Genomic DNA, 19,948 nt, shown 5'->3' with positions numbered 1-19,948 from the left:
CTCAACCCCCCTGTACAGCGGTCAGAACCTCGATCCGGTCGGCGTGCGCGAGCGCCGTCGTCTCCCAGGAGGAGCGGCGGACGACCTCGTCGTTCAGCGCGGCGGCCACGCCGGTCACGGCCGCGGTGACGGACGCGACGACCTCGGCCACGCTCGTGCCCTCGGGCACGTCGCGCGGCTCACCATTGACGAACACCTTCATCGGGAGTGCACCTCGGCGGAGAATCGGTCGGGGGAGAAGTGCCCGGCCACGTCGGGGACGGGCCCGTCCAGCAGCATCGCGGACAGGATGTCGGCGGACACCGGAGTGAGCAGGACGCCGTTGCGGAAATGCCCGGTGCCGACGAAGAGGCCGGGCAGCGCGGACGGCCCCATCACCGGCGCGTTGTCGGGGGAGCCGGGGCGCAGGCCCGCCGACACCTCGGCGAACTCCAGCTCGGTGATGCCGGGCAGCAGCTCGCGGGCGTCCCGCAGCAGCTCCCACAGGCCCCCGGCGGTCACGCGCGTGTCGAAGCCCAGCTCCTCCTGGGTGGCGCCGAGGACGATCTCCCCGTCCGCGCGCGGCACCAGGTAGACCGACGAGCCCTTCACCAGCCCGCGCGTGGCGCGCGTCAGGAACGGCACGCGGGTGCGGAGCCGCATCACCTGGCCCTTCACCGGGCGGACGGGCGGGACGGCCCCCGGGGGCAGTCCGGCGAGGTCGCCCGACCACGGGCCGGCCGCGAGCAGGACCCGGTCGGCGCGGACCACGGTCCCGTCGTCCAGCCGCACCCCGGCCGCCGCGTCGTTCTCGACGGCGACGCCGGCCGCCCGCCGCCGGACCAGCCGCGCGCCCGCCTTCTCGGCCGCCGTCAGCAGCGCCGCGGTCAGCCGGCGCGGGTCGATCGAGCCGTCCTCCGGGGCGAGCAGGCCGCCGCGGACGCCGGGCGCGAGCATCGGCTCCGCCTTCCGGCACTCCCGCCCGGTCAGGGCCTCGGCGGCGATGCCGAGGCTCTCCTGGAAGCGGCGCAGGTCGTCCAGGTAGGTCAGGTCGTCGGAGTCGAACGCGACCTGGAGGATCCCGTCCGTGCGGTAGGCGGTCTCCAGGCCGGTGAGTTCCTCCAGTTCCGCGACGAACGCCCCGTAGCGGTCGCGGGAGGCGAGGCCCAGCCGCAGCAGGGGCTCCTCGCCGTAGGTCACTTCGCTGACGGGCGTGAGCATGCCCGCGGCCACCGACGACGCCCCGCCGCCGGGGTCGGGGTCGACCAGGGTGACGGCGGCGCCGGCCGCGGCCGCCCGCCACCCGGTGGCCAGGCCGACGACGCCCGCCCCTATGATCACGATCTCCACTGCGCGCTCCCTTCGCCGGCATGATCCGGATCAGGTCCTGGCGGTCGGCGGCCCGTTCAGCCGCCCTCTCAGCCCGGTCGTACCGGACTCCCGCGCTCTGTGTCGTTTTACGTGGTTTCCACTGTACGACCCCGGTGACATGTTCAACTGTCTGGACACCAGTCCAAGACGTCGCAGGCCCGCCGGTTAGGGTGACCCCATGCAGAGGGTCATCGTCGTGGGTGGAGGGCTGGCCGGCGTGCGCGCCGTGGAGGCCCTGCGGAGCAAAGGGTACGAGGGCGCGCTGACGCTCGTGTCGGCGGAGCGGCACCTGCCCTACGACCGGCCGCCGCTGTCGAAGGCCGTCCTCGCGGGCGAGTCCGACGACACGACGGTCGACGCCGACTGGGACTCCCTCCGCTGCGACCTGCTCCTCGGCGAGCGCGCCACCGGGCTCCGCCTGGCCGAGCCGGGGCGCGGCGGCGTCGTCGCGTCCACCGCCGGGGACCTCCCGTTCGACGGGCTGGTCATCGCGACCGGCGCGGCGCCGGTCACACTGCCGGGGGACGGGCGCCAGCACGTCCTGCGCACCATCGACGACGCACGCGACCTGCGGTCCCGGCTCAGCGGCGGCGCGCGGATCGTCATCATCGGGGCGGGCTGGATCGGCGCCGAGGTCGCCACCACCGCCGCCGCCAGGAGCTGCGCCGTGACGGTCGTCGAGGCCGCCGACACCCCGCTCGCGAACGCGATCGGCCCGGAGGTGGGCGCGCTCACCGCGCCCTGGTACGCCGAGGCGGGCGTCGAGCTGCGCACCGGGGTGAAGGTCGCGGAGGTGCGGGACGGCGGCGTCCTGCTCGCGGGCGGTGAGGAGATCCCCGCCGACGTCGTGGTCGCCGGCATCGGCGTCCGGCCCGACCTGTCCTGGCTGGAGGGCTCGGGGCTCCTGCTGGAGCGCGGGGTCGTCACCGACGCCGCGTTCCGCGCCCACCAGGGCGAGGAGGAGCCCGGCTCGGCGCGGCCGGACGTCGTGGCGGTCGGCGACTGCGCCGCCTGGTGGTCGGGACGGTACGGCCGGCGGCTCCTCGTCGAGCACTGGGACACCGCGCTCAACGCGCCCGACGTCGCCGCCGCGGCCCTCCTCGGCCAGGACGCCGCCTACGACGCGGCCCCGTACTTCTGGTCCGAGCAGTTCGGGCGCATGGTGCAGTACGCGGGCAGCCACGCGGCGTCCGAGCGGCTCGTGCACCGGGGCGACCCGTCCGGCCGCAAATGGGCGGTGGTGTGGCTGACCGGCGACCGGCTCGACGCGATCCTCACCGTGGACCGGCCCCGCGATCTGGTCCAGGCGCGGCGGATCATCGCCGCCGGGACGCCCGTGGATCCGGACGCCGTCGCCGACCCCGAGGTACCGGTCCGGCAGGCCGTTCGCCCATAGCGATCGCCGCCCGGACGTTACGTGTGCAGGGGGTTTGACGAATCCGGAGGAGTGGTAGCAAGGGGGCGTGACGCAGATGCACGCAACCGTTGAAAGCGCACTCGACCCCCGGACCGACGCCCTCGCGGGGGAATGGCTCTCCCTGAGAGAGGCCGCCGAAAGACTCGGGATCAAGCCCAACCGCATCAAGCAGCTCATCAGCGAGCACCGGCTCCTCGCGGTGCGCCGGGACGGCAATCCGATGGTGCCCGCGGCCTTCATCAAGGACGGTCAGGTCATCAAGGGGCTGCCGGGCACCCTGACGCTCCTGTCCGACGCGGGGTACGACGAGGCGGAGACGATCCGCTGGCTGTTCACCGCCGACGACACGCTCCCCGGGACGCCCGTGGAGGCGCTCACCGAGAACCGGGGGACCGAGGTCCGCCGCCGAGCCCAGGCCCTGGCCTTCTAGGGCCCTCCGGCCCCGGAACCCGGGGCCCGCAGCGCACGTGACACGATCGCGGGGGCGCGCCGGACGGGAGACGACCGCCGCGCGGCCCCGCGGTCGCCCATGCCGCGCTCGCCCACCGAAAGGAACGATGTCCGCCGTGTCCAGGCACCTCCCCTCCGAACGCGCCGTCGGCCTGCGCGCCCGGCTCGGCCGGGCCCGCGTGTACCTCTGCACGGACGCGCGAGAGCGCCAGGGCGACCTGCCGGCCTTCCTGGACGCCGTGCTGGCGGGCGGGGTCGACATCGTCCAGCTGCGCCAGAAGGGCCTGGAGGCGCGGCGGGAGATGGAGTACCTGGAGGTCTTCCGGGCGGCCTGCGACCGGCACGGCGCGCTGCTCGCGGTGAACGACCGGGCCGACGTGGCGCACGCCGTCCGCGCCGACGTCCTGCATCTCGGCCAGGGCGACCTGCCCGTCCCCGCCGCCCGCGAGATCGTCGGCGGGGACATGCTGATCGGCCGGTCCACGCACTCCGGCGAGCAGGCGTCCGCGGCCGCGGCCGAGCCCGGCGTCGACTACCTCTGCGCCGGCCCGGTGTGGCCGACGCCGACCAAGCCCGGCCGCGCCGCCCCCGGCCCCAAGCTGCTGGAGTACGTCGCGGCGCAGCGCGTGCCGCGGCCGTGGTTCGCCATCGGCGGGATCGACCTCGGGAACCTCGGCGAGGTGACGGCGGCGGGCGCGAGCCGCGTCGTGGTGGTGCGGGCGATCACCGAAGCGGCCGACCCGGGCGCCGCCGCCGCCGAGTTCGCCCGCCGGCTGCGCGGCGCCGCCGGGGCTTGACCTCGATCACCTTGACCGGGATCACGGTGCGGAGCACCGGCCCGATCGCCCACAATGGGGATCATGAGCGTGGGACCCGACGACGACCGGCCCGTGGAACTGGACGACGAGCTGGAGATCCTGCCCGACCAGACGTCGGACGACACCGACCTCGGATGGGGCGAGTGGCGCGGCGCCGACGACGACTCGCGCCTGCTGGAGGACCGTCCCCCGCACTGGTGATCCGCCCCGGGGCGGGCCGCCGTCCGCTCAGAAGAGCATGCCGAGCACGAAGCCGCAGATGACCACGGCCGCGAGCGCGACCATCATGCGCCAGCGGTAGCGCGGGATCCGGGTGGGCCGCGGTTTCGGCATCGGTCCCTGCCCTTCGCGCAGCGCCCGGACGACCTGCGGCGCGGTCGGCCGGGCGGCGGGGTTCTTGTCCAGGCAGCGCGCCGCGAGGTCGCGGAGCGGGCCCGTCATGTCGCCGAGGTCGGGCCGGCGGGAGGTGACGCGCCGCATGACCTCCGGCGCGGGCCCGGTGCCGAACGGCGGGCGCCCGGTCGCGGCGAACACCACCGTCGCGCCCCAGGCGAACACGTCCGCGGGGCGGCCGACGGGCTCGTCCTCGATCTGCTCGGGCGCCATGTAGGCGGGCGTCCCGGCCGCTCCGTCCGCGGCCTCGCCGGCGGTGCGCACGATCCCGAAGTCGACGACCTTGGCGCCGTCCGGGCCGAGCAGCACGTTGGCGGGCCTGAAGTCGCCGTGCACGGTCCCGGCGCGGTGGATCGCGGCGAGCGCGGCGGCCGTCCGCAGCGCCACCCTGTGCAGGTGCTTCGCGGGCAGGGGCCCGTCCTCGTCGACGACGTCCTGGAGGCGGGGGCCCTCGGCGTCCGCGCCGACGACGTGCCGGAGCCGGGGGGCCTCGGCGTCGTCCATGGCGTCCTTGGTGACGGGCGGGTGGCCCTGCCCGGGGTGGGCGGGACGCGCCTTGCCCGGCCGGCCGGAGCGGCCGGTGTGCGCCTGGCCCCCGTGCCCCTGGCCGGTGTGCGCCTGGCCCGCGCGTCCGGTCCGGACGGCGGTGGGGAGGGCGGGACGAGGACTCGTCCTCCCGCGGGAGGTGTCGTGCGGCACAGGGGACTCCGGCTCGGCGGGGACGGACGAAGATTTCCTCATTTGTACCGCGTAACCGGTGGGTAGGGCAGTGGAACGGCGATCTTTCCGCTTACCGGCACGTTCCGAGCGTCGCCGTCTCGGTGATCTCCCGTGAGGAGGAGCCGACCATGACCCGGTAGCAGCCGTCCGCGACCTTCCACGCCTTCGCGCCTTCGTTCCAGTACGCGAACGAGCGCGAGGACAACGGGAACGCCACCTGCGCGCTCTCGCCTGGCGCGAGCGTGACCTTCATGAAGCCCTTGAGCTGCTTCGGTGGCTGCGGGACGTCCACACCCGGCGACGGCATGCCGATGTACAACTGCGGCACGGCGATGCCCTTGCGCGACCCCGTGTTCGTCACCGTCACCCTGGCGGAGTCGGTGTCGGCCACAAGGTTGCTGTAGCGGAACGTCGTGTAGGACAGCCCGTGCCCGAACGGGAAGCGCGGCGTGATGCCGTTCGAGTCGTAGTGCCGGTAGCCGACCATGACGCCCTCGGAGAACATGACGTTCTGGTTGGTGCCCGGGTACTGCGCAGGGTTCCCCGATGTCGGCGCGTCGTTCTCGTTGACGGGGAACGTCACGGGGAGCCGTCCGCCTGGGTCCACGTCCCCGTACAGGACCCGGGCCAGAGCGTTCCCAGCCTCCTGGCCCGGATACCAGGCTTCGACGATGCCCTTCACCTGCCCGGCCCAAGGAGTGAGCACAGGGCCGCCCGTGTTCAGCACGACGATGGTGTTCGGGTTGGCCTTGGCGACCTCGGTGATGAGCGCGTCCTGGTCACCCCGCAGGGGTTCGCCGCACTGCAGCGTGAGGCAGGACTTGTCGAAGAACTCGCCCTGGCTGTCGGTGGCGAACACGATCGCCACGTCCGCCTGCCTGGCCAGGGTCGCGGCCTCGGCGTGGTCGTCCCCGTTGGTGTGGGACAGCCGCGTGCCGGCCCCTGCGCGGCGCGCGATGCCCTGCTGAGCGCTCACCGTGGTGAACGGGACGACCTGCGCCGAGCCGTGGCCGCTCGGGCTCTCCTGCGCGGCCCGCCCGATCAGCGCGATCGACCCGGGCGCCTCCAGCGGCAGGACGCCGTCGTTCTTCAGCAGCGTGATCCCGGACTCCTCGATCTTCCTGGCGGCCGTCTCGCTCGCCGTCCGGTCGATGCCGGTGAGGTCGTTCGGGTACGCCTGCCGGTCGAACAGGCCGAACCGGAACATCGTCCGCAGGATGTTGCGGACATGCCCGTCGACGGTCGCCTGCGTGACCTTCCCCTGCGAGACGGCCATCTTCAGCATGAACGCGTTGTACCTGAGGCCGACCGGCAGTTCCATGTCGAGCCCGCCGTTGGCCGCGTCGCCGGCGTCCTTCGGGGCGAAGTGGTCGGAGGCCACGTACCCCTGGAAGCCCCACTCCGACCGCAGGACGTCGTTGAGGACGGCGCCGTCCTCGCACGCCCACCGGCCGTTCAGCCTGCCGAACCCGCACATGACGGTCGCCGCGCCGCCCTGCTTCACGGCGGCCTCGAACGGCGGCAGGTAGATCTCCCGCAGGGTGCGCGGATCCACGGTCATGCCGAGCGTCAGCCGGTCGGTCTCCTGGGTGTAGACGGCCATGTGCTTGACCGCCGTCATCACGCCCTGGGACTGCGCGGCCTCGATCCAGGGCACCCCGAGCGTCGCCGACAGGTGCGGGTCCTCGCCGAAGCCCTCGAACGTCCGGCCGTTGCGGGGGGTGCGCAGGACGTCCACGGTCGGGCCGAAGACGACGTCGTTGCCGCGGTGCCTGGCCTCCCACGCCACCGTCCGGCCGTACAGCGCCGCGGTGTCCCGGTCGAAGCCCGCCGCGAGCGCGATCGGCGCGGGCAGCGCCGTCGCCTTGCCCTGCCGGACGCCCGCCGGCCCGTCGGCCATGTAGACGGGCGGGATGCCGAGCCGCTCGATCCCGTCGTTGGTGTCGGCGTGCGCGGTCTCGAAGTATCCGCCGAGCGGGCCGCCGAACGGGTCGTCGGCGGCCAGCATCGCGATCTTCTCGTCGGCGGTCATCCGCGGCAGCAGCAGGTCCGTCCGCCGGTCCGGGGTGAGCGACGGGTCGCACCACGGCCGCTCCGCCGGGTCGCCGCACCGCCCCGCCTCGGCGCGCGCCTGGCCCGGAACCGACACCGCCGCGAGTGCCAGCACGGACGCCAGCGCGCCCGCGGCCGGCAGCCATCTGCCCACCCGCATCCACATGGCGACATTTGTGCCACCAATCAGTGGGAAAGTTCTAGTGCGCCGGGGAAATTTGACCGGATCGTGTCATATGGGACGTCACGTGCTCCGGGTGGTCGCCGCCACCGCGAGTTCCGACAGCGCCCGGTGCGCCTCCTGGTCGATCGGCGCGGCCGCCAGGGCCCGCTCAGCCTCGGCCTGGTAGCGCTCGATCATCTCCTCGCAGGCGGCGAGCCCGCCGGTCTCCTCGATGATCGAGCGCAGCTCGTTCACCCCCGCGGCGTCGAGCTCCGGGTCGCCGAGGCGGCGCCGCAGCGCCGCGGCCTGCGCCGCGGACGCGTGCTCCAGCGAGAGCGCGACGAGGACGGTCCGCTTGCCCTCGCGCAGGTCGTCGCCCGCGGGCTTGCCGGTCTCGGCGGGGTCGCCGAACACGCCGAGGACGTCGTCGCGGAGCTGGAAGGCGATGCCGAGCGGCAGGCCGTAGCCGGTGAGCGCGGCGGTCACGTCCGGGCGGGCGCCGGCGAGCTCGGCGCCGAGGTGCAGCGGCCGCTCGATCGTGTACTTGGCGCTCTTGTACTCCACCACCCGCAGCGCCGTGGCGACGGTCGCCTCGCCGCGGGTGCCCTCCAGCATGTCGAGGTACTGGCCGCACATGACCTCGGTGCGCATCAGGTCGTAGACGGCGCGGCCGCGCCGCCGGCTGCCGTCGTCCAGCCCGCAGGTCTCGAACATCTCGCCCGACCAGGCCAGGCACAGGTCGCCCAGCAGGATGGCGGTGCCGGAGCCGAACGCCTCGGCGTCGCCCGGCCACTCCTGCGCGTGGTGCAGCGCCTCGAACCGGCGGTGGACGGACGGCTGGCCGCGCCGGGTGTCGCTGGAGTCCATGACGTCGTCGTGGATCAGCGCGCTCGCCTGCAGCAGCTCCAGGGACGCGGCCGCGGCCACGATGCCGCCGCCGTCCGCACCGCCCGCCGCCCGCCACCCCCAGTAGCAGAACGCGGGACGGAGCCGCTTGCCGCCGCCGAGGAGGGCGTCCAGGGCGGACAGCATGGGCGCGAGGTCGTCACTGATGGTCAGCAGGGCCGGGCGCTGCCGGTCGACGAAGCCCAGGAGCGCCTCGTCGACCTCCTTGCGGATACGGCTGGTCGACATGCCGAGATCGTATCCACCTGGGAAGATTCAACCGTCCGCCAGGGAAGTGAGAAGACTCTAGATCGGCGGAAATAGGGACATAACGACTACGCAGTGTGCCGAGCGTCACCCCTCTCGACGTCCGCGGGGGCTTCTGTAGGGTTGGAGAATGCGACGCCTGCGCCCAGACCGGCCCCCCACCGTCCGAGAGCTGCTGGCCTCGGGGGGCAGGTCCTTCTCGTTCGAGTTCTTCCCGCCCAAGACCGACAAAGGCGCGCTGAACCTCTGGCGCGCGGTCCGCGAGCTCGAGTCCCTGCAGCCGACGTTCGTGTCCGTGACCTACGGGGCGGGCGGCGGCACCCGCGACAAGACCGTCGACATCGTCGAGCGCATCGCCACCGACACCACCCTCACGCCCGTCGCGCACTTCACCGCCGTCAACCACTCCCAGGCCGAGCTGCGGAACCTCATCGGCCGGTTCGCCGCCGCCGGCGTGCGCAACGTCCTCGCGCTGCGCGGCGACCCGCCCGGCGACCCGATGGGGGAGTGGGTCAAGCACCCCGACGGCGTCGAGTACGCCGCCGACCTCGTCCGGATGATCCGCTCCTACGGCGACTTCTGCGTCGGCGTCGCCGCGTTCCCCTACAAGCACCCGCGCTCGCCCGACATCGAGAGCGACACCCGCTACTTCATCGAGAAGTGCCGCGCCGGAGCCGACTACGCCATCACCCAGATGTTCTTCCGCGCGGAGGACTACTTCCGGCTCCGCGACCGCGTCCAGGCCTCGGGCTGCGACGTGCCGATCCTGCCGGGCATCATGCCGGTCACCCAGATGAGCACGATCGAGCGCTCCGAGCAGCTGTCGGGAGCGCCGTTCCCGCCCGAGGTCAGGGCCCGCTTCGAGACCGTCGCCGACGACCCCGAGGCGGTGCGCCGGCTCGGCATCGAGCACGCCGCCGAGCTGTGCCGCGAACTGCTCGAGCAGGACGCGCCCGGCATCCACTTCATCACGTTCAACAAGTCGACGGCGACGCGCGAGGTCTACGGCCTGCTCGACGCCGCCTCGTACGGCGGCAGGGGCAGCGCCCCGCCCATGACCGCGTAGCGGGGGCCGCCGCCGGGGAACTCGAAATCGGTCAGCAGGTCGGTCATGCCGACCGAGCGGTAGAGGGAGCGGGCCGGGGTGTCCGGCCGCCTGTCCAGCGTCGACAGCACGACGGTCCGTTCCGGCCGCCCCTCGCACAGCGCGCTCAGCAGGCTCCGCCCGAGGCCCCGGCCCTGGAACTCCGGGCGGACGTGCAGCTCCGCCACCTCGAACGTGTCGTCCAGCCACGCCTCGGCGTGTTCGGGCCCCTCCCGGTCGCTCAGCGCCTGGAAGACGACGTCGTGCCACCACTGGCCGCGCGTCCCGTGGAATCCGTACGCGAACCCCTGGACCGGCCCCGGCAGGACGGGCAGCGCGCTACGCCGCTCGACCACGAACGCCCGGAAACCCGCGTACGACGCGTGCCGTTCCATGATGGTGTGGCGGCCCGGAAGCTGCTCGTTCGGCGGCTCCATCGCGGCCGCGTACACGTCCAGCATCGGGTCGAGCCTGCGTAGGAAGGCGCGTTCGTCGATCTCGCGCAGCTTCGCGTCCCTCACGCGACAGAGACTAGACCCGCGGGACGCCCCGCCGGGTCCCGGAAAGGCGATCGCCGGGAGGTCACCCGCCGCCGACGGCCTTGCGGACCGACTCCTCGTCGCGGGCCACGACCGCGCCCTCGCCGGTCACGACGATCGGCCGCTGGATCAGCACCGGGTTCGCGACCATGATCTCGATCCAGCGGGCACGGTCCCGTTCCAGGTCCTTCAGCCCCAGTTCCTTGGCGACCGGCTCGTTGAGGCGCGCCACGTCCCACGGCTCCGCGCCGATCCCGGTGAGCACCGCGTCGAACTCCTCCGCCGTGGGCGGCTCGTCCAGGTAGCGGCGCTCGGTGTAGGCCACGCCCGCCTCGTCCAGCGCGGCCTTCGCGGCCCGGCTCTTCGAGCAGCGCGGGTTGTGCCAGATCTCCATGATCACTCCACCTCCGCCGGGGTGCCCCCGGTGATCCTCAGCAGTTCCTCGTACGTCGTCGGGAAGACGGTGTGCGGGTGCCCGCCCGCCGCCCAGACCTGGTCGTACCTGTCGAGCCAGACGTCCACGAGGGTCCGGACCGGCTCCGGGTGGCCCAGCGGCGCGACGCCCCCGATCGGCTGGCCCGTCGCGTCCCGCACGAACTCCGGCGACGCCCGCTTCACCTTCTCCGCCCCCACCAGCGCCGCGACCTTCGCCGTGTCGACCCGGTGCGCGCCGCTCGTGAGCACCAGCAGCGGCGCCCCGTCGGCGTCGAACACCAGGCTGTTGGCGATCGCCCCCACCTCGCAGCCGAGCTGCTCCGCGGCGGCCTGCGCCGTCGGCGCGGAGTCGGGCAGCTCGACGATGGTCCCGGTCGCGCCCCGGTCGAGTAGGGCCTTCGCGACGCGTTCGGCATTCGGATGCATGGGAAGCACTTTAAGCTCAGCGCATGCGAGGGAGACCCATCGGCACGGGAATGACCGCGCCGCTTCTGGCCGCCGTCGTCCTCCTGGCGGGCTGCAGCGGGACGGACGAGGCGGCGACGCAGCCGCCGGCGAGCTCACCGTCAGCGAAACCGACGACTTCTGCACCTACGCCTACCCCGACACCCACGCACCGCAGGCTCAAGCCTGGTGCGAAGGGCTCCGATGTAGAGGAGCTCCAGCGGCGCCTCAAAGCCCTCAACTACGACCCGGGCAAGGTGGACGGGAAGTATGGGCCCTCCACCGAGATGGCCGTGTGGGCGTTCCAGGCGGTCAACCGCATGAAGCAGAAGAGCACCTTTGGCAAGTCGTTCTGGGAGGCTCTGGCCGACCCCGAGGAACCGCGGCCGATGGCCAAGAAGCGCGAGAAGGACCGCGTGGACGTCGACCTCAAGCGCCAGTACCTCGTCCTCTACAAGGACGGTGAGCCGCGCCTCATCTCGCACATCTCGTCGGGCTCGGGGGAGTACTACTGCGCGAAGGACCGCGGGGCCACCGTCCCCCGGTGCCGCTACGCCACCACCGGCACCGGCGACTTCCGGACGGGACGCCGCTTCACCGGCTGGGAGACCTCGCCCCTGGGCCGGCTCTACAACCCGATCTACTTCAACGGCGGCATCGCCTTCCACGGCGCGCTGAGCGTGCCGAAGCACCCCGCCTCGCACGGCTGCGTCCGGATGCCGATGCACATCGCCGAGTACTTCCCCGACCTCCTCGGAGACGGCGTCCCGGTGCACGTCAGGCGGCCTCGCTAGGGCTCCGCGGCGTCCTCCCGGCGAACTGTCGTACCCCGTTGTTCTACTGCTGCCATGCCCGCTGACCTGCGGGATGCGACACACGTTCGAACACGTTGACGAATCGCCGTCAGGGCGGTTTACTTGTCAGTGCGTCGAACTTATGTTCGATGTGGTGCGGGACTCGCGGCCCGCACCAGGGCGACGTCCCCGCCGATCGCGGTGTTTCGGCGGGACGGACGGCCGGGCGGAGTGAGGGGAAGCTCTCCGCCCGGCCGGCCCGAGCCCCGGAAGGAGGCAGAAATGTCCGGAACGAGGACCGCACGCGGAATCCACTCGGCCGCACAGCCCGTCCCGCCGCCGAGCCCGCGCCACCGTCCGATGCCCGCGCCGCGCCCGGCGCACACGGCCGTCGGCCAGCTGCACGCCGCCCGCATGGGCCTCGCCGAGGCGGCCGAGGCCACCTCGCCCGCCGTCCGCTACGTCTGCGCGCACCTGGCGGCCCTGCGCGCCGCCGCCGCGGTGCTGGCGTCCAAGGAACCCCTGGAGACCCACCGCCGCGGCCGCCCCCGCAGCGTCTGGGTGCTGCTGCCCGAGGCCGAGCCCGCACTGCGCGAGTGGGCCGCCTTCTTCGCCGCCGGCGCCGACAAACGCGCCGCCGCCGAGGCCGGCCTGCCCCGCGCCGTCACCCCGCGCGAGGCCGAGGAACTCCTCCACGACGCCGAGGTCTTCGTCACCCTCGTCGAAGACACGCTGGGCATCACCGGCCAACCAACCCTCCCCGTCCCCGAAGCGAGCTGATTGCAGTCCCGGCAGAGTTCTCGCAGGTCAGGCCCACTCCGCTCACCTAGCGGCTCGTTATGTGACCTGGCCTGCGCGAGCGCGGCACCGTCCTCCGGCCCCCGCCCACCACCATCCAATCGACGAGCTTCGCTCGGCCATCGCTTCGCGATCTTCCCGGTGCGGCTCGCCTCCGGCGTCACCGCACCGCTCAGGTAACGCGCTCGTGCGCGTGGCCGGGACCGCTGCGGGAGCGCGCCCTTGACCGAAGCCGGTCCGCTGACGGCCGGCCCCCTAGACGATCGCGCCGGCGGCGGCCGCAACCCCCCGAGCCGGCCCCGCCGGCGCGATCCCTTCACACCCACCCGCACCCACCTGCGCCCGACCGACCCCGACCACGCCGACCTGTCCACGCCAATACCGTCCACATCGGCGCCGTCCGCGCCGACATCACGTCGACACCGTCAATGCCGACCCCGTCCCCGCCAACACCGGCCACGTCGCTGCCTTGCGCGCCGACCTCGTCCGGTCTTTCTCCGTAGGCCGTGACCCTGTTGGGGTGCTTGGGGGGTCAGGTTGTGGTGGTCGGGTGTGGGGCGGGGGAGGTGGGGCTGGCGTTCGGGCTGGGGAGGGCGTTTTGGGTGGTCAGGTGGTCTATCAGGAGGCGGCCCACGTTTCTGATGTGGGCGGTCATGGCCTGGCGGGCGGCGGCGGGGTCGCGGGTGCGGAGGGCGGTCAGGACGGCGGAGTGGTCGTGGGCCGATGCCTCCGCCCAGCCCTCGACGGTGCCGAAGAAGCCGAGCGGCACGTAGTGGACGGTCAGGCTGAGCAGGGACGTCATGCGGGACGAGCCCGACGACCGGTTGATCGTCCGGTGGAACTCGTGGTTGAGGCGGTCGACCTGCTCGGCGTCGTGCGCGCGGGCCGCCTCCTCCAGGCGGGCCTGGAGCAGGCCGAGGCGTTCGATCTCGGCGTCGTCCAGCGCCTCCGCGGCGCGGGCCGCCAGCTCCCCGGCGATGTAGGCCTGCACGTCGAAGAGGTCGGCGACGTCCCGCGCGGTGAGCGGCAGCACCCGGAAGCCGCGGCGCGGCTCCCAGCGGACGGCGCCCTCGCTGTGCAGGATCATCAGCGCCTCGCGGACCGGGGTCGCGCTGATGCCGAGCTCGGCGGCCAGGTGCTCGGTCCGGATGTAGTCCGGGGCGCGCAGCTCACCGATCATGATGGCCTCGCGGACGTGGGTGGCGACCATCTCGCTGAGCTGGTGCCTGCCCTCCAGCACGGGCATGGTCTCCCCCGCTCTGTCTCCCGGAACGACGTGAGCATATCGTCGGGGGGACCCGCGCCGCCCGCCCCGGCACGGTGATGGCATATTCTATAGAATCCGCCTGAACCGAGGAGCCGCCGTGCGCGACCGAGACGCCCTCTACATCGACGGAGCGTGGACCAGCCCGCTGGGCACCGGGGTCATCGCCGTCGAGAACCCCGCCACCGAGGAGACCCTCGCCACCGTGCCCGAGGGGACCGCCGAGGACGTCGACCGCGCCGTCCGGGCCGCCAGGGCCGCGTTCCCCGCCTGGGCCGCGACGTCGTGGCAGGAGCGTTCGGAGTTCCTGCGCCGCCTCCACGCCGCGCTGGCGAGCCGGGAGGAGGCCATCGCGCGGACGATCGCGAGCGAGGTCGGCACGCCGATGCGCATCGCGACCCGCATCCAGGCGCGGCTGCCGCAGGCGGTCGTCGCCGGGTACGCCGAGCTGATCGCCGATGGGCTGCCGGATGAGCGCGTCGGCAACTCGCTGGTCGTCCGCGAGCCGGCCGGAGTCGTCGCCGCCATCACGCCGTGGAACTACCCGCTGCACCAGATCACCTGCAAGCTCGCCCCCGCGCTCGCGGCCGGCTGCACGATCGTGATCAAGCCGAGCGAGGTCGCGCCGCTGGTCGCCTACGAGCTGATGGACGCCGTCCACGAGGCCGGGCTGCCCGCGGGCGTCGTCAACCTCGTCCCGGGATACGGCCCGGTCGTCGGCGAGGCCCTCGCCACCCACCCCGAGGTCGACCTCGTGTCGTTCACCGGGTCGGTGCGGGCGGGTTCCCGGGTCGCCGAGCTGGCCGCGGGCACGGTCAAGAAGGTGGCGCTGGAGCTGGGCGGCAAGTCCGCGAACGTCATCCTGGAGGACGCCGACGTCAAGACCGCGGTGAAGGTCGGGGTCTCCAACGCGTTCCTCAACGGCGGCCAGACCTGCACGGCCTGGACGCGGATGCTCGTCCACCAGGACCACTACGAGCAGGCCCTCGACCTGGCCAAGGGCTTCGCGGAGGGCTTCACTCCGGGGGACCCGCTCGACGCGTCCACCAAGTTGGGCCCGCTGGTGTCCAAGGCGCAGCTCGACCGTGTGCGGGGCTTCATCGACACCGGCGTCTCCGAGGGGGCGCGCGTCGTCACCGGCGGAACGGCTTCGCCGGACGGTTTCGACCGCGGCCACTACATCGCGGCGACCGTCCTCGCCGATGTCGACCAGAACGCGACCGTCGCGCAGGAGGAGATCTTCGGTCCGGTGCTGTCCGTCATCCCGTTCCGGGACGAGGACGAGGCGCTCCAGATCGCGAACAACTCCCGCTACGGGCTCGCGGGGGGTGTGTGGGCGGCCGACCAGGACCGGGCCATCGCGTTCGCCCGCCGGGTGAGGACCGGGTCCATCGACGTCAACGGCGGCGCGTTCAACCCGATGGCGCCGTTCGGCGGCTACAAGCAGTCCGGGATCGGGCGCGAGATGGGCCGCTTCGGCCTCGAAGAGTTCACCGAGCTCAAGGCAATCCAGCTCTGACCCCCCAGCCGAGGAGAACCGCATGGTCAAGGCCGTCGTCGCGACAGGGCCGGACGTCCCGCCGCAGGTCCGCGACATCGAACTGCCCCCGGTCGGCCCCGGGGACGTCAGGGTCCGGGTGGCGGCGGCGGGGGTGTGCCACTCCGACCTGTCGATGATCAACGGGACGCTGGCGCCGAAGTTCCCGCTCGTCCTCGGGCACGAGGCCGCGGGCGAGGTCGCCGAGGTGGGCGCGGACGTGACGAAGGTGCGGCCCGGCGACCACGTCGTGCTGAACTGGGCCGCGGCGTGCGGCGAATGCTGGTTCTGCGGGCAGGGCGAGCCGTGGCTGTGCAGCGCCGTGGAAGGTGCCGTGAGCCCCTCGTCCGGTGCCACGCTGGACGGCGGCGAGCTCTACGCGTGCATGGGCGTCGGCGGTTTCGCCGAGGAGCTCGTCGCGCCGGAACGCTCGGTGGTGCCGCTGCCCGCGTCCGCTCCGCTCGACCTCGGGGCGCTGCTCGGGTGCGCCGTGCTGACGGGGATCGGCGCCGTGCGCAACACGGCGCAGGTCCGCGAGGGGCAGTCGGTGCTCGTCATCGGTCTCGGCGGCATCGGCCTGTCGACCGTCATGGGAGCCCGCCTCGCCGGCGCCGGGACCATCATCGCCGTGGACCGCGGCACCGAGAAGGAAGAACTGGCGAGGACGGCGGGCGCGACGCACTACCTCGAAGCGGACCCGAAGCTGGCCAAGCAGGTCCGTGCCCTGACCGAGGGACGCGGAGCCGACCACGCCTTCGAGTGCGTGGGCAAGGCCGAGCTGATCCGGACGGCGTGGCAGTCGGTGCGCCGCGGCGGGCGGTGCACGGTCGTCGGCGTCGGGGCCCGCGACGACGCGGCGAGCTTCAACGCCCTGGAGCTGTTCCACTTCAACCGGACCCTGACCAGCTCGGTCTACGGCTCCTCCGACCCCGACCGGGACGTCCCGCAGCTCGTCGAGGAGATGGAGGCCGGGCGGCTCGACCTGTCCACCCTGGTCACCCACCGCATCGGCCTCGACGGCGTCGCCGAGGCGTTCGACCGGATGCGGGCCGGGCAGGGAGCTCGGTCGCTCATCGAGATCGCCAAATGAGCGAAGCGACCCGGGGGGCGTGGGGGGTCGTCCCCCCGCGGGAAGCACTGAGCGAGGAGGTCCCGGGGGCGCTTCCGCTCGCCGGGATGCGGGTGGTGGAGCTGTCCAGCTTCGTCGCCGTGCCGCTGGGCGGGATGACCCTCGCCCAGCTCGGCGCGGACGTGATCCGCGTGGACCAGATCGGCGGCGGCCCCGACATCGACCGCCGTCCGCTCGCCCCGTCCGGCCGGAGCCTGTACTGGGCCGGGCTCAACAAGGGCAAGCGGTCCGTCACGGTCGACCTGCGCTCTCCAGAGGGCCGCGACCTCGTCGCGGATCTCGTCACCGGGAGCGGCGTCGTCATCACGAACGCGCCGCCACGCGAGGGCCTCACCCACGAGGCGCTGCGGGAGAGGCGTCCCGACCTGATCCACGTCCAGCTCCAGGGCCGCCGGGACGGAGGCAACGCCGTCGACTACACGGTGAACGCGGCCCTCGGCTTCCCCTTCATCACGGGCCCGTCCGATCAGGCCGCCCCGGTCAACCACGCGCTCCCCGCCTGGGACGTCGCGTGCGGCCTCTACCTGGCCGTCGGGCTGCTGGCGGCCGAGCGGCACCGCCTGCGCACGGGGGAGGGGCGGCGCATCCGCGTCGCGCTGCAGGACGTCGCCCTCGCCACGGCGGGGAACCTCGGCTACCTCGCCGAGGCGCAGCTCGGCGGGGTGCGCCCCCGGCTCGGCAACAGCCTGTACGGCGACTTCGGCCGCGACTTCGCCACCGCCGACGGCCGCGTCATGGTGGTCGCCCTCACCGCCCGCCACTGGCGCGACCTCGTGGACGCCACCGGGTTCGGCGAGGTGACCGCGGCCCTGGAGCGCGCGCTCGGCGCCGACTTCCGCGGGGCCGGGGACCGGTACGCCTACCGCGAGACGCTCGCCGGCGTCCTCGCCCCCTGGTTCGCGTCCCGCACCTGCGCGGAGGTCGAGGACGCCCTGAAGGGCACGTCGGTCCTGTGGTCCCGCTACCGCGACTTCACGGAAGTGGCCGCCGGCCTGGACGCCGAACCCCTCATGGCCGAACTGGAGCAGCCCGGGATCGGCGCGCACCTCGCCCCCGGCTCTCCGCTGCGCATCGGTGAAGCGTCCGTGCCGCCCGCCCCGGCCCCGGACCTCGGCCAGCACACCGGCGAGGTCCTGCGGGACGTCCTGTCCCTGTCGCCAGAGGAGGCAGACGCCCTCCGCGCCCGCCGCATCGCCGGCGAGGCCTGACCGGACTCCGCCAAGTTCGGTCCGTTCGCCGGTTGTTCGCCGTCCTATGAGATTGTTAGACAGGCGAACTAAGAGGAGGGGCACGGTGGCGGCGCGCGAGGGGCGGGGGCTGGTGCCCCTGCTGGCCTTCCTCGGCGTGATGGCGTACTCGCTGTCCATGGCCGTCGTGACTCCCGCCCTCCCGCAGATCCAGGAGGGGCTTGACACGACGCCCACGGGCGCCGCGTGGGCGCTCACCGCGATGACCCTCTCCGCGGCCGTGGCCACGCCGGTGATCGGCCGCCTGGGGGACCTGTACGGCCCGCGCCGCGTCCTGCTCGCCGTCCTCGCGATCGCCACGGTCGGGACGGTCGTCGCCGCCCTCGCGTGGACGGTGCCGGTCATGCTCGCCGGGCGCGCCCTGAGCGGCATCGGCAGCGGCGTCTTCCCGCTCGCCTACACGATCATCAGGGACGTCATCCCGCCCGCGCGGCGGGCCTCGGCCGTCGGGCTCATGTCGTCCATGCTGGGGCTCGGCGGGGCCGTCTCCTGGTGCATCGCCGGGCCGGTCATCGACCTGCTGGGATGGCGGTGGCTGCTCTGGGTGCCGGTGGCCGGCCTCGTGCCCGGACTGGTCCTCGCGTGGTGGATCGTTCCACAACCGAAGCGCCGGACGGGCGCCCGCGTCGACTGGTGGGGCGCCGTGCTGTTCGCGGCCTGGCTGGTGGCCGCGCTGACGGCCGTCGGCGAGGGGACGAACTGGGGCTGGACGTCCCCGGGCGTCCTCGGGCTGTTCGCGCTGGCGCTGGTGAGCGCCTGCGCCTGGCTGCGGGTGGAGGGCCGCGTCCGCGAACCGCTGATCGACCTGAGGCTGATGCGGATCCGCGGCGTCTGGACGGCGAACGCCGCGTCCCTGCTGGCGGGCTACTCGCTGATGGCGGGCGGGCTCCTGTTCCCCCTGCTCGTCCAGCTCCCGGAGGACACCGGCCACGGTTTCGGCGGGACGGCGACCCAGGCGGCGCTGCTGCAGCTGCCCGCGAGCATCGGCATGACCGCCGCCGGGCTGACGGCCGGCCTGCTCGACCGGCTGGTCGGGTCCCGCATGGTCCTGTTCGCCGGCGCCCTGATGACGGGGATCGGCTACGGCTACGTGGCGGTCCAGCACGACGCCATGTGGCAGCTCTACGCCGGGAGCGTGGCCCGCGGCATCGGCCTGGGCTTCGCCTACGCCGCCGTCGCGAACCTCGTCGTCGCCGCCGTGCCCGCGAGCGAGACGGGCGTGGCCACCGGCGTCAACACCCTCATCCGGACGGTCGGCGCCTCGCTCGGGCCGCAGATCAGCGCGGTCATCCTCGTGACGCTCCCCGGCGAGGGCGGCTACACCGCGGGCTTCGCGATGAGCGCCGCCGTCATGGTCGTGGTGATCCCCCTGGCCCTGCTCGTCCCGCGCCGCGGACGCCACCGAGGGGGAGCGGTGCGGACCCTCGAACCCGTGCGCATGCCGGGGGCGTCCTCGGCGGCGGGCAGGCGACGCTGACGGCCCTGAGACGCGAAACGGGGCCCGGCGCGGTGCCGGGCCCCGTCCGCGGTGGAGAACGGGTCGTATCAGAACGACTCGACGGCGCGGCGCGCCTCCGGGTCGAGGACGCCCCAGCCGATGAGCTCTTCGGTCAGCTCCGTCGGTGACTTGTCATAGATGACCGCGAGTGAACGCAGGTCTTCCTGGCGGATGGACAGGACCTTTCCGTTGTAGTCGCCCCGCTGGCTCTGGATCGTCGCGGCGTATCGGGCGAGAGGACCGGCCTTGTCCTTCGGAAGCTGCTGCAACCGCTCTAGATCGATCACGAGCTTGGGTGTAGGCCCGAGCGGGCTCGGCGCGGCTCCGCCGGGCAGCAACTCGGATACCGGCACGCCGTAGAAATCGGCGAGCTCGGCCAGCTTCTGAACGGTGACGGCGCGGTCGCCCCGCTCGTACGAACCCACGACGACGGCCTTCCAGCGGCCGCGTGACTTCTCCTCCACACCGTGCAGGGACAGGCCCTGCTGGGTGCGGATGGCGCGCAGGCGCGCGCCGAGAGCCTTAGCGTATTCAGACGGCATTGTGCGGCCCCCAGGCTCACTTTCGTCGTCGTCGGACCCCGGCGGTCGCCGGAGGGGGACAGATTTGGTGCGCTCTCGCGCCACAGGAGCCTGTCCCCAGGGATGGTTACGGACAGTGACGG

At 73.3% G+C, this 19,948-nt stretch carries 21 protein-coding genes and 1 riboswitch; of the genes, 11 read left to right on the top strand and 10 right to left on the bottom strand.

Annotated features, from left to right (window positions below):
- Window position 1 precedes the first annotated feature (1 nt).
- Entirely contained in the window at window positions 2-202 is a 201-nt protein-coding gene (gene thiS, locus IEZ03_RS07030; RefSeq protein WP_184886373.1) for a sulfur carrier protein ThiS, read from the bottom strand.
- Window positions 199-1,329, bottom strand: coding sequence for a glycine oxidase ThiO (thiO, locus tag IEZ03_RS07025; RefSeq protein WP_184886371.1), 1,131 nt, complete (start codon window positions 1,327-1,329; stop codon window positions 199-201). Before thiO ends, thiS begins: the two co-directional genes overlap by 4 nt.
- Window positions 1,320-1,433, bottom strand: a riboswitch (TPP riboswitch). It overlaps the preceding gene by 10 nt.
- A 95-nt stretch (window positions 1,434-1,528) precedes the next feature.
- Between thiO and IEZ03_RS07020 the strand changes: the two genes are divergently transcribed.
- From IEZ03_RS07020 to IEZ03_RS07005, 4 genes are all read left to right on the top strand, one after another.
- Entirely contained in the window at window positions 1,529-2,746 is a 1,218-nt protein-coding gene (locus IEZ03_RS07020) for an NAD(P)/FAD-dependent oxidoreductase (RefSeq protein ID WP_184886369.1), read from the top strand.
- Window positions 2,747-2,822: 76 nt separating this feature from the next.
- A complete protein-coding gene (locus IEZ03_RS07015; protein ID WP_132052980.1) occupies window positions 2,823-3,197 on the top strand; it encodes an Rv2175c family DNA-binding protein in 375 nt (124 codons plus the stop codon).
- A 136-nt stretch (window positions 3,198-3,333) separates the two neighbouring features.
- Window positions 3,334-4,014, top strand: coding sequence for a thiamine phosphate synthase (gene thiE, locus IEZ03_RS07010; RefSeq protein ID WP_229808093.1), 681 nt, complete (start codon window positions 3,334-3,336; stop codon window positions 4,012-4,014).
- Window positions 4,015-4,077: 63 nt separating this feature from the next.
- A complete protein-coding gene (locus IEZ03_RS07005) occupies window positions 4,078-4,236 on the top strand; it encodes a hypothetical protein (protein ID WP_184886365.1) in 159 nt (52 codons plus the stop codon).
- 27 nt (window positions 4,237-4,263) lie between these two features.
- On the opposite strand, the gene IEZ03_RS07000 is transcribed toward IEZ03_RS07005, so the two are convergent.
- The 3 genes from IEZ03_RS07000 to IEZ03_RS06990 all read right to left on the bottom strand — a co-directional run bounded on the left by IEZ03_RS07000 (window position 4,264) and on the right by IEZ03_RS06990 (window position 8,497).
- Complete coding sequence (locus IEZ03_RS07000) at window positions 4,264-5,169, bottom strand: protein kinase domain-containing protein (RefSeq protein WP_184886363.1); 906 nt, start codon at window positions 5,167-5,169, stop codon at window positions 4,264-4,266.
- Between the two features lie 49 nt (window positions 5,170-5,218).
- Window positions 5,219-7,366 carry a glycoside hydrolase family 3 C-terminal domain-containing protein gene (locus IEZ03_RS06995; protein ID WP_229808092.1) on the bottom strand — a complete coding sequence of 716 codons (2,148 nt, stop codon included), beginning with the start codon at window positions 7,364-7,366 and terminating at the stop codon, window positions 5,219-5,221.
- A 78-nt stretch (window positions 7,367-7,444) separates the two neighbouring features.
- Window positions 7,445-8,497, bottom strand: a complete 1,053-nt coding sequence (locus tag IEZ03_RS06990) for a polyprenyl synthetase family protein (protein WP_184886361.1) — start codon at window positions 8,495-8,497, stop codon at window positions 7,445-7,447.
- A 148-nt stretch (window positions 8,498-8,645) separates the two neighbouring features.
- Between IEZ03_RS06990 and metF the strand changes: the two genes are divergently transcribed.
- Complete coding sequence (gene metF / locus IEZ03_RS06985) at window positions 8,646-9,581, top strand: methylenetetrahydrofolate reductase [NAD(P)H] (protein WP_184886359.1); 936 nt, start codon at window positions 8,646-8,648, stop codon at window positions 9,579-9,581.
- Here the strand turns inward: metF and IEZ03_RS06980 are convergent.
- From IEZ03_RS06980 to IEZ03_RS06970, 3 genes are all read right to left on the bottom strand, one after another.
- Entirely contained in the window at window positions 9,518-10,120 is a 603-nt protein-coding gene (locus tag IEZ03_RS06980) for a GNAT family N-acetyltransferase (RefSeq protein ID WP_184886357.1), read from the bottom strand. The genes metF and IEZ03_RS06980 overlap by 64 nt on opposite strands.
- 61 nt (window positions 10,121-10,181) lie before the next feature.
- Window positions 10,182-10,532, bottom strand: coding sequence for an arsenate reductase family protein (locus tag IEZ03_RS06975; RefSeq protein ID WP_132054159.1), 351 nt, complete (start codon window positions 10,530-10,532; stop codon window positions 10,182-10,184).
- A 2-nt stretch (window positions 10,533-10,534) separates the two neighbouring features.
- Window positions 10,535-10,999, bottom strand: a complete 465-nt coding sequence (locus tag IEZ03_RS06970) for a YbaK/EbsC family protein (protein ID WP_184886355.1) — start codon at window positions 10,997-10,999, stop codon at window positions 10,535-10,537.
- Between the two features lie 23 nt (window positions 11,000-11,022).
- Here IEZ03_RS06970 and IEZ03_RS06965 point away from each other — a divergent pair, with 23 nt between their 5' ends.
- Complete coding sequence (locus IEZ03_RS06965) at window positions 11,023-11,811, top strand: L,D-transpeptidase family protein (protein WP_229808091.1); 789 nt, start codon at window positions 11,023-11,025, stop codon at window positions 11,809-11,811.
- A 282-nt stretch (window positions 11,812-12,093) separates the two neighbouring features.
- On the top strand, window positions 12,094-12,591 hold the full coding sequence (locus tag IEZ03_RS06960; protein ID WP_184886353.1) for an SAV_6107 family HEPN domain-containing protein: 498 nt from the start codon (window positions 12,094-12,096) through the stop codon (window positions 12,589-12,591).
- 550 nt (window positions 12,592-13,141) lie between these two features.
- Here the strand turns inward: IEZ03_RS06960 and IEZ03_RS06955 are convergent.
- The gene (locus IEZ03_RS06955; RefSeq protein WP_184886351.1) at window positions 13,142-13,855 is read right to left on the bottom strand and encodes a GntR family transcriptional regulator; all 714 of its coding nucleotides are present in this window, start codon (window positions 13,853-13,855) and stop codon (window positions 13,142-13,144) included.
- Between the two features lie 118 nt (window positions 13,856-13,973).
- Here IEZ03_RS06955 and IEZ03_RS06950 point away from each other — a divergent pair, with 118 nt between their 5' ends.
- The 4 genes from IEZ03_RS06950 to IEZ03_RS06935 all read left to right on the top strand — a co-directional run bounded on the left by IEZ03_RS06950 (window position 13,974) and on the right by IEZ03_RS06935 (window position 19,263).
- Complete coding sequence (locus IEZ03_RS06950) at window positions 13,974-15,392, top strand: aldehyde dehydrogenase family protein (RefSeq protein WP_184886349.1); 1,419 nt, start codon at window positions 13,974-13,976, stop codon at window positions 15,390-15,392.
- Between the two features lie 22 nt (window positions 15,393-15,414).
- The gene (locus IEZ03_RS06945; RefSeq protein WP_184886347.1) at window positions 15,415-16,500 is read left to right on the top strand and encodes a Zn-dependent alcohol dehydrogenase; all 1,086 of its coding nucleotides are present in this window, start codon (window positions 15,415-15,417) and stop codon (window positions 16,498-16,500) included.
- Window positions 16,497-17,747, top strand: a complete 1,251-nt coding sequence (locus IEZ03_RS06940) for a CoA transferase (protein ID WP_184886345.1) — start codon at window positions 16,497-16,499, stop codon at window positions 17,745-17,747. Before IEZ03_RS06945 ends, IEZ03_RS06940 begins: the two co-directional genes overlap by 4 nt.
- A gap of 85 nt (window positions 17,748-17,832) precedes the next feature.
- Complete coding sequence (locus IEZ03_RS06935) at window positions 17,833-19,263, top strand: MFS transporter (RefSeq protein ID WP_229808090.1); 1,431 nt, start codon at window positions 17,833-17,835, stop codon at window positions 19,261-19,263.
- A gap of 68 nt (window positions 19,264-19,331) precedes the next feature.
- Here IEZ03_RS06935 and bldD read toward each other — a convergent pair whose 3' ends face one another.
- A complete protein-coding gene (gene bldD, locus IEZ03_RS06930; protein WP_021597992.1) occupies window positions 19,332-19,826 on the bottom strand; it encodes a transcriptional regulator BldD in 495 nt (164 codons plus the stop codon).
- Window positions 19,827-19,948: the final 122 nt, after the last annotated feature.

The organism is Actinomadura livida (assembly GCF_014648675.1).
GTDB lineage: Bacteria > Actinomycetota > Actinomycetes > Streptosporangiales > Streptosporangiaceae > Spirillospora > Spirillospora livida.
The sequence above is the reverse complement of the archived record's forward strand: the minus strand, read 5'-3'. Positions and strand labels throughout refer to the sequence as shown.

Excerpts from the sequence above, each read along its gene's own strand:
- thiS (WP_184886373.1), bottom strand. The coding sequence starts at position 202 with ATGAAGGTGTTCGTCAATGGTGAGCCGCGCGACGTGCCCGAGGGCACG.
- IEZ03_RS07020 (WP_184886369.1), top strand. The coding sequence starts at position 1,529 with ATGCAGAGGGTCATCGTCGTGGGTGGAGGGCTGGCCGGCGTGCGCGCC.
- IEZ03_RS07015 (WP_132052980.1), top strand. The coding sequence starts at position 2,823 with ATGCACGCAACCGTTGAAAGCGCACTCGACCCCCGGACCGACGCCCTC.
- IEZ03_RS07005 (WP_184886365.1), top strand. The coding sequence starts at position 4,078 with ATGAGCGTGGGACCCGACGACGACCGGCCCGTGGAACTGGACGACGAG.
- IEZ03_RS07000 (WP_184886363.1), bottom strand. The coding sequence starts at position 5,169 with ATGAGGAAATCTTCGTCCGTCCCCGCCGAGCCGGAGTCCCCTGTGCCG.
- IEZ03_RS06995 (WP_229808092.1), bottom strand. The coding sequence starts at position 7,366 with ATGTGGATGCGGGTGGGCAGATGGCTGCCGGCCGCGGGCGCGCTGGCG.
- IEZ03_RS06990 (WP_184886361.1), bottom strand. The coding sequence starts at position 8,497 with ATGTCGACCAGCCGTATCCGCAAGGAGGTCGACGAGGCGCTCCTGGGC.
- metF (WP_184886359.1), top strand. The coding sequence starts at position 8,646 with ATGCGACGCCTGCGCCCAGACCGGCCCCCCACCGTCCGAGAGCTGCTG.
- IEZ03_RS06975 (WP_132054159.1), bottom strand. The coding sequence starts at position 10,532 with ATGGAGATCTGGCACAACCCGCGCTGCTCGAAGAGCCGGGCCGCGAAG.
- IEZ03_RS06970 (WP_184886355.1), bottom strand. The coding sequence starts at position 10,999 with ATGCATCCGAATGCCGAACGCGTCGCGAAGGCCCTACTCGACCGGGGC.
- IEZ03_RS06965 (WP_229808091.1), top strand. The coding sequence starts at position 11,023 with ATGCGAGGGAGACCCATCGGCACGGGAATGACCGCGCCGCTTCTGGCC.
- IEZ03_RS06960 (WP_184886353.1), top strand. The coding sequence starts at position 12,094 with ATGTCCGGAACGAGGACCGCACGCGGAATCCACTCGGCCGCACAGCCC.
- IEZ03_RS06955 (WP_184886351.1), bottom strand. The coding sequence starts at position 13,855 with ATGCCCGTGCTGGAGGGCAGGCACCAGCTCAGCGAGATGGTCGCCACC.
- IEZ03_RS06945 (WP_184886347.1), top strand. The coding sequence starts at position 15,415 with ATGGTCAAGGCCGTCGTCGCGACAGGGCCGGACGTCCCGCCGCAGGTC.
- IEZ03_RS06940 (WP_184886345.1), top strand. The coding sequence starts at position 16,497 with ATGAGCGAAGCGACCCGGGGGGCGTGGGGGGTCGTCCCCCCGCGGGAA.
- bldD (WP_021597992.1), bottom strand. The coding sequence starts at position 19,826 with ATGCCGTCTGAATACGCTAAGGCTCTCGGCGCGCGCCTGCGCGCCATC.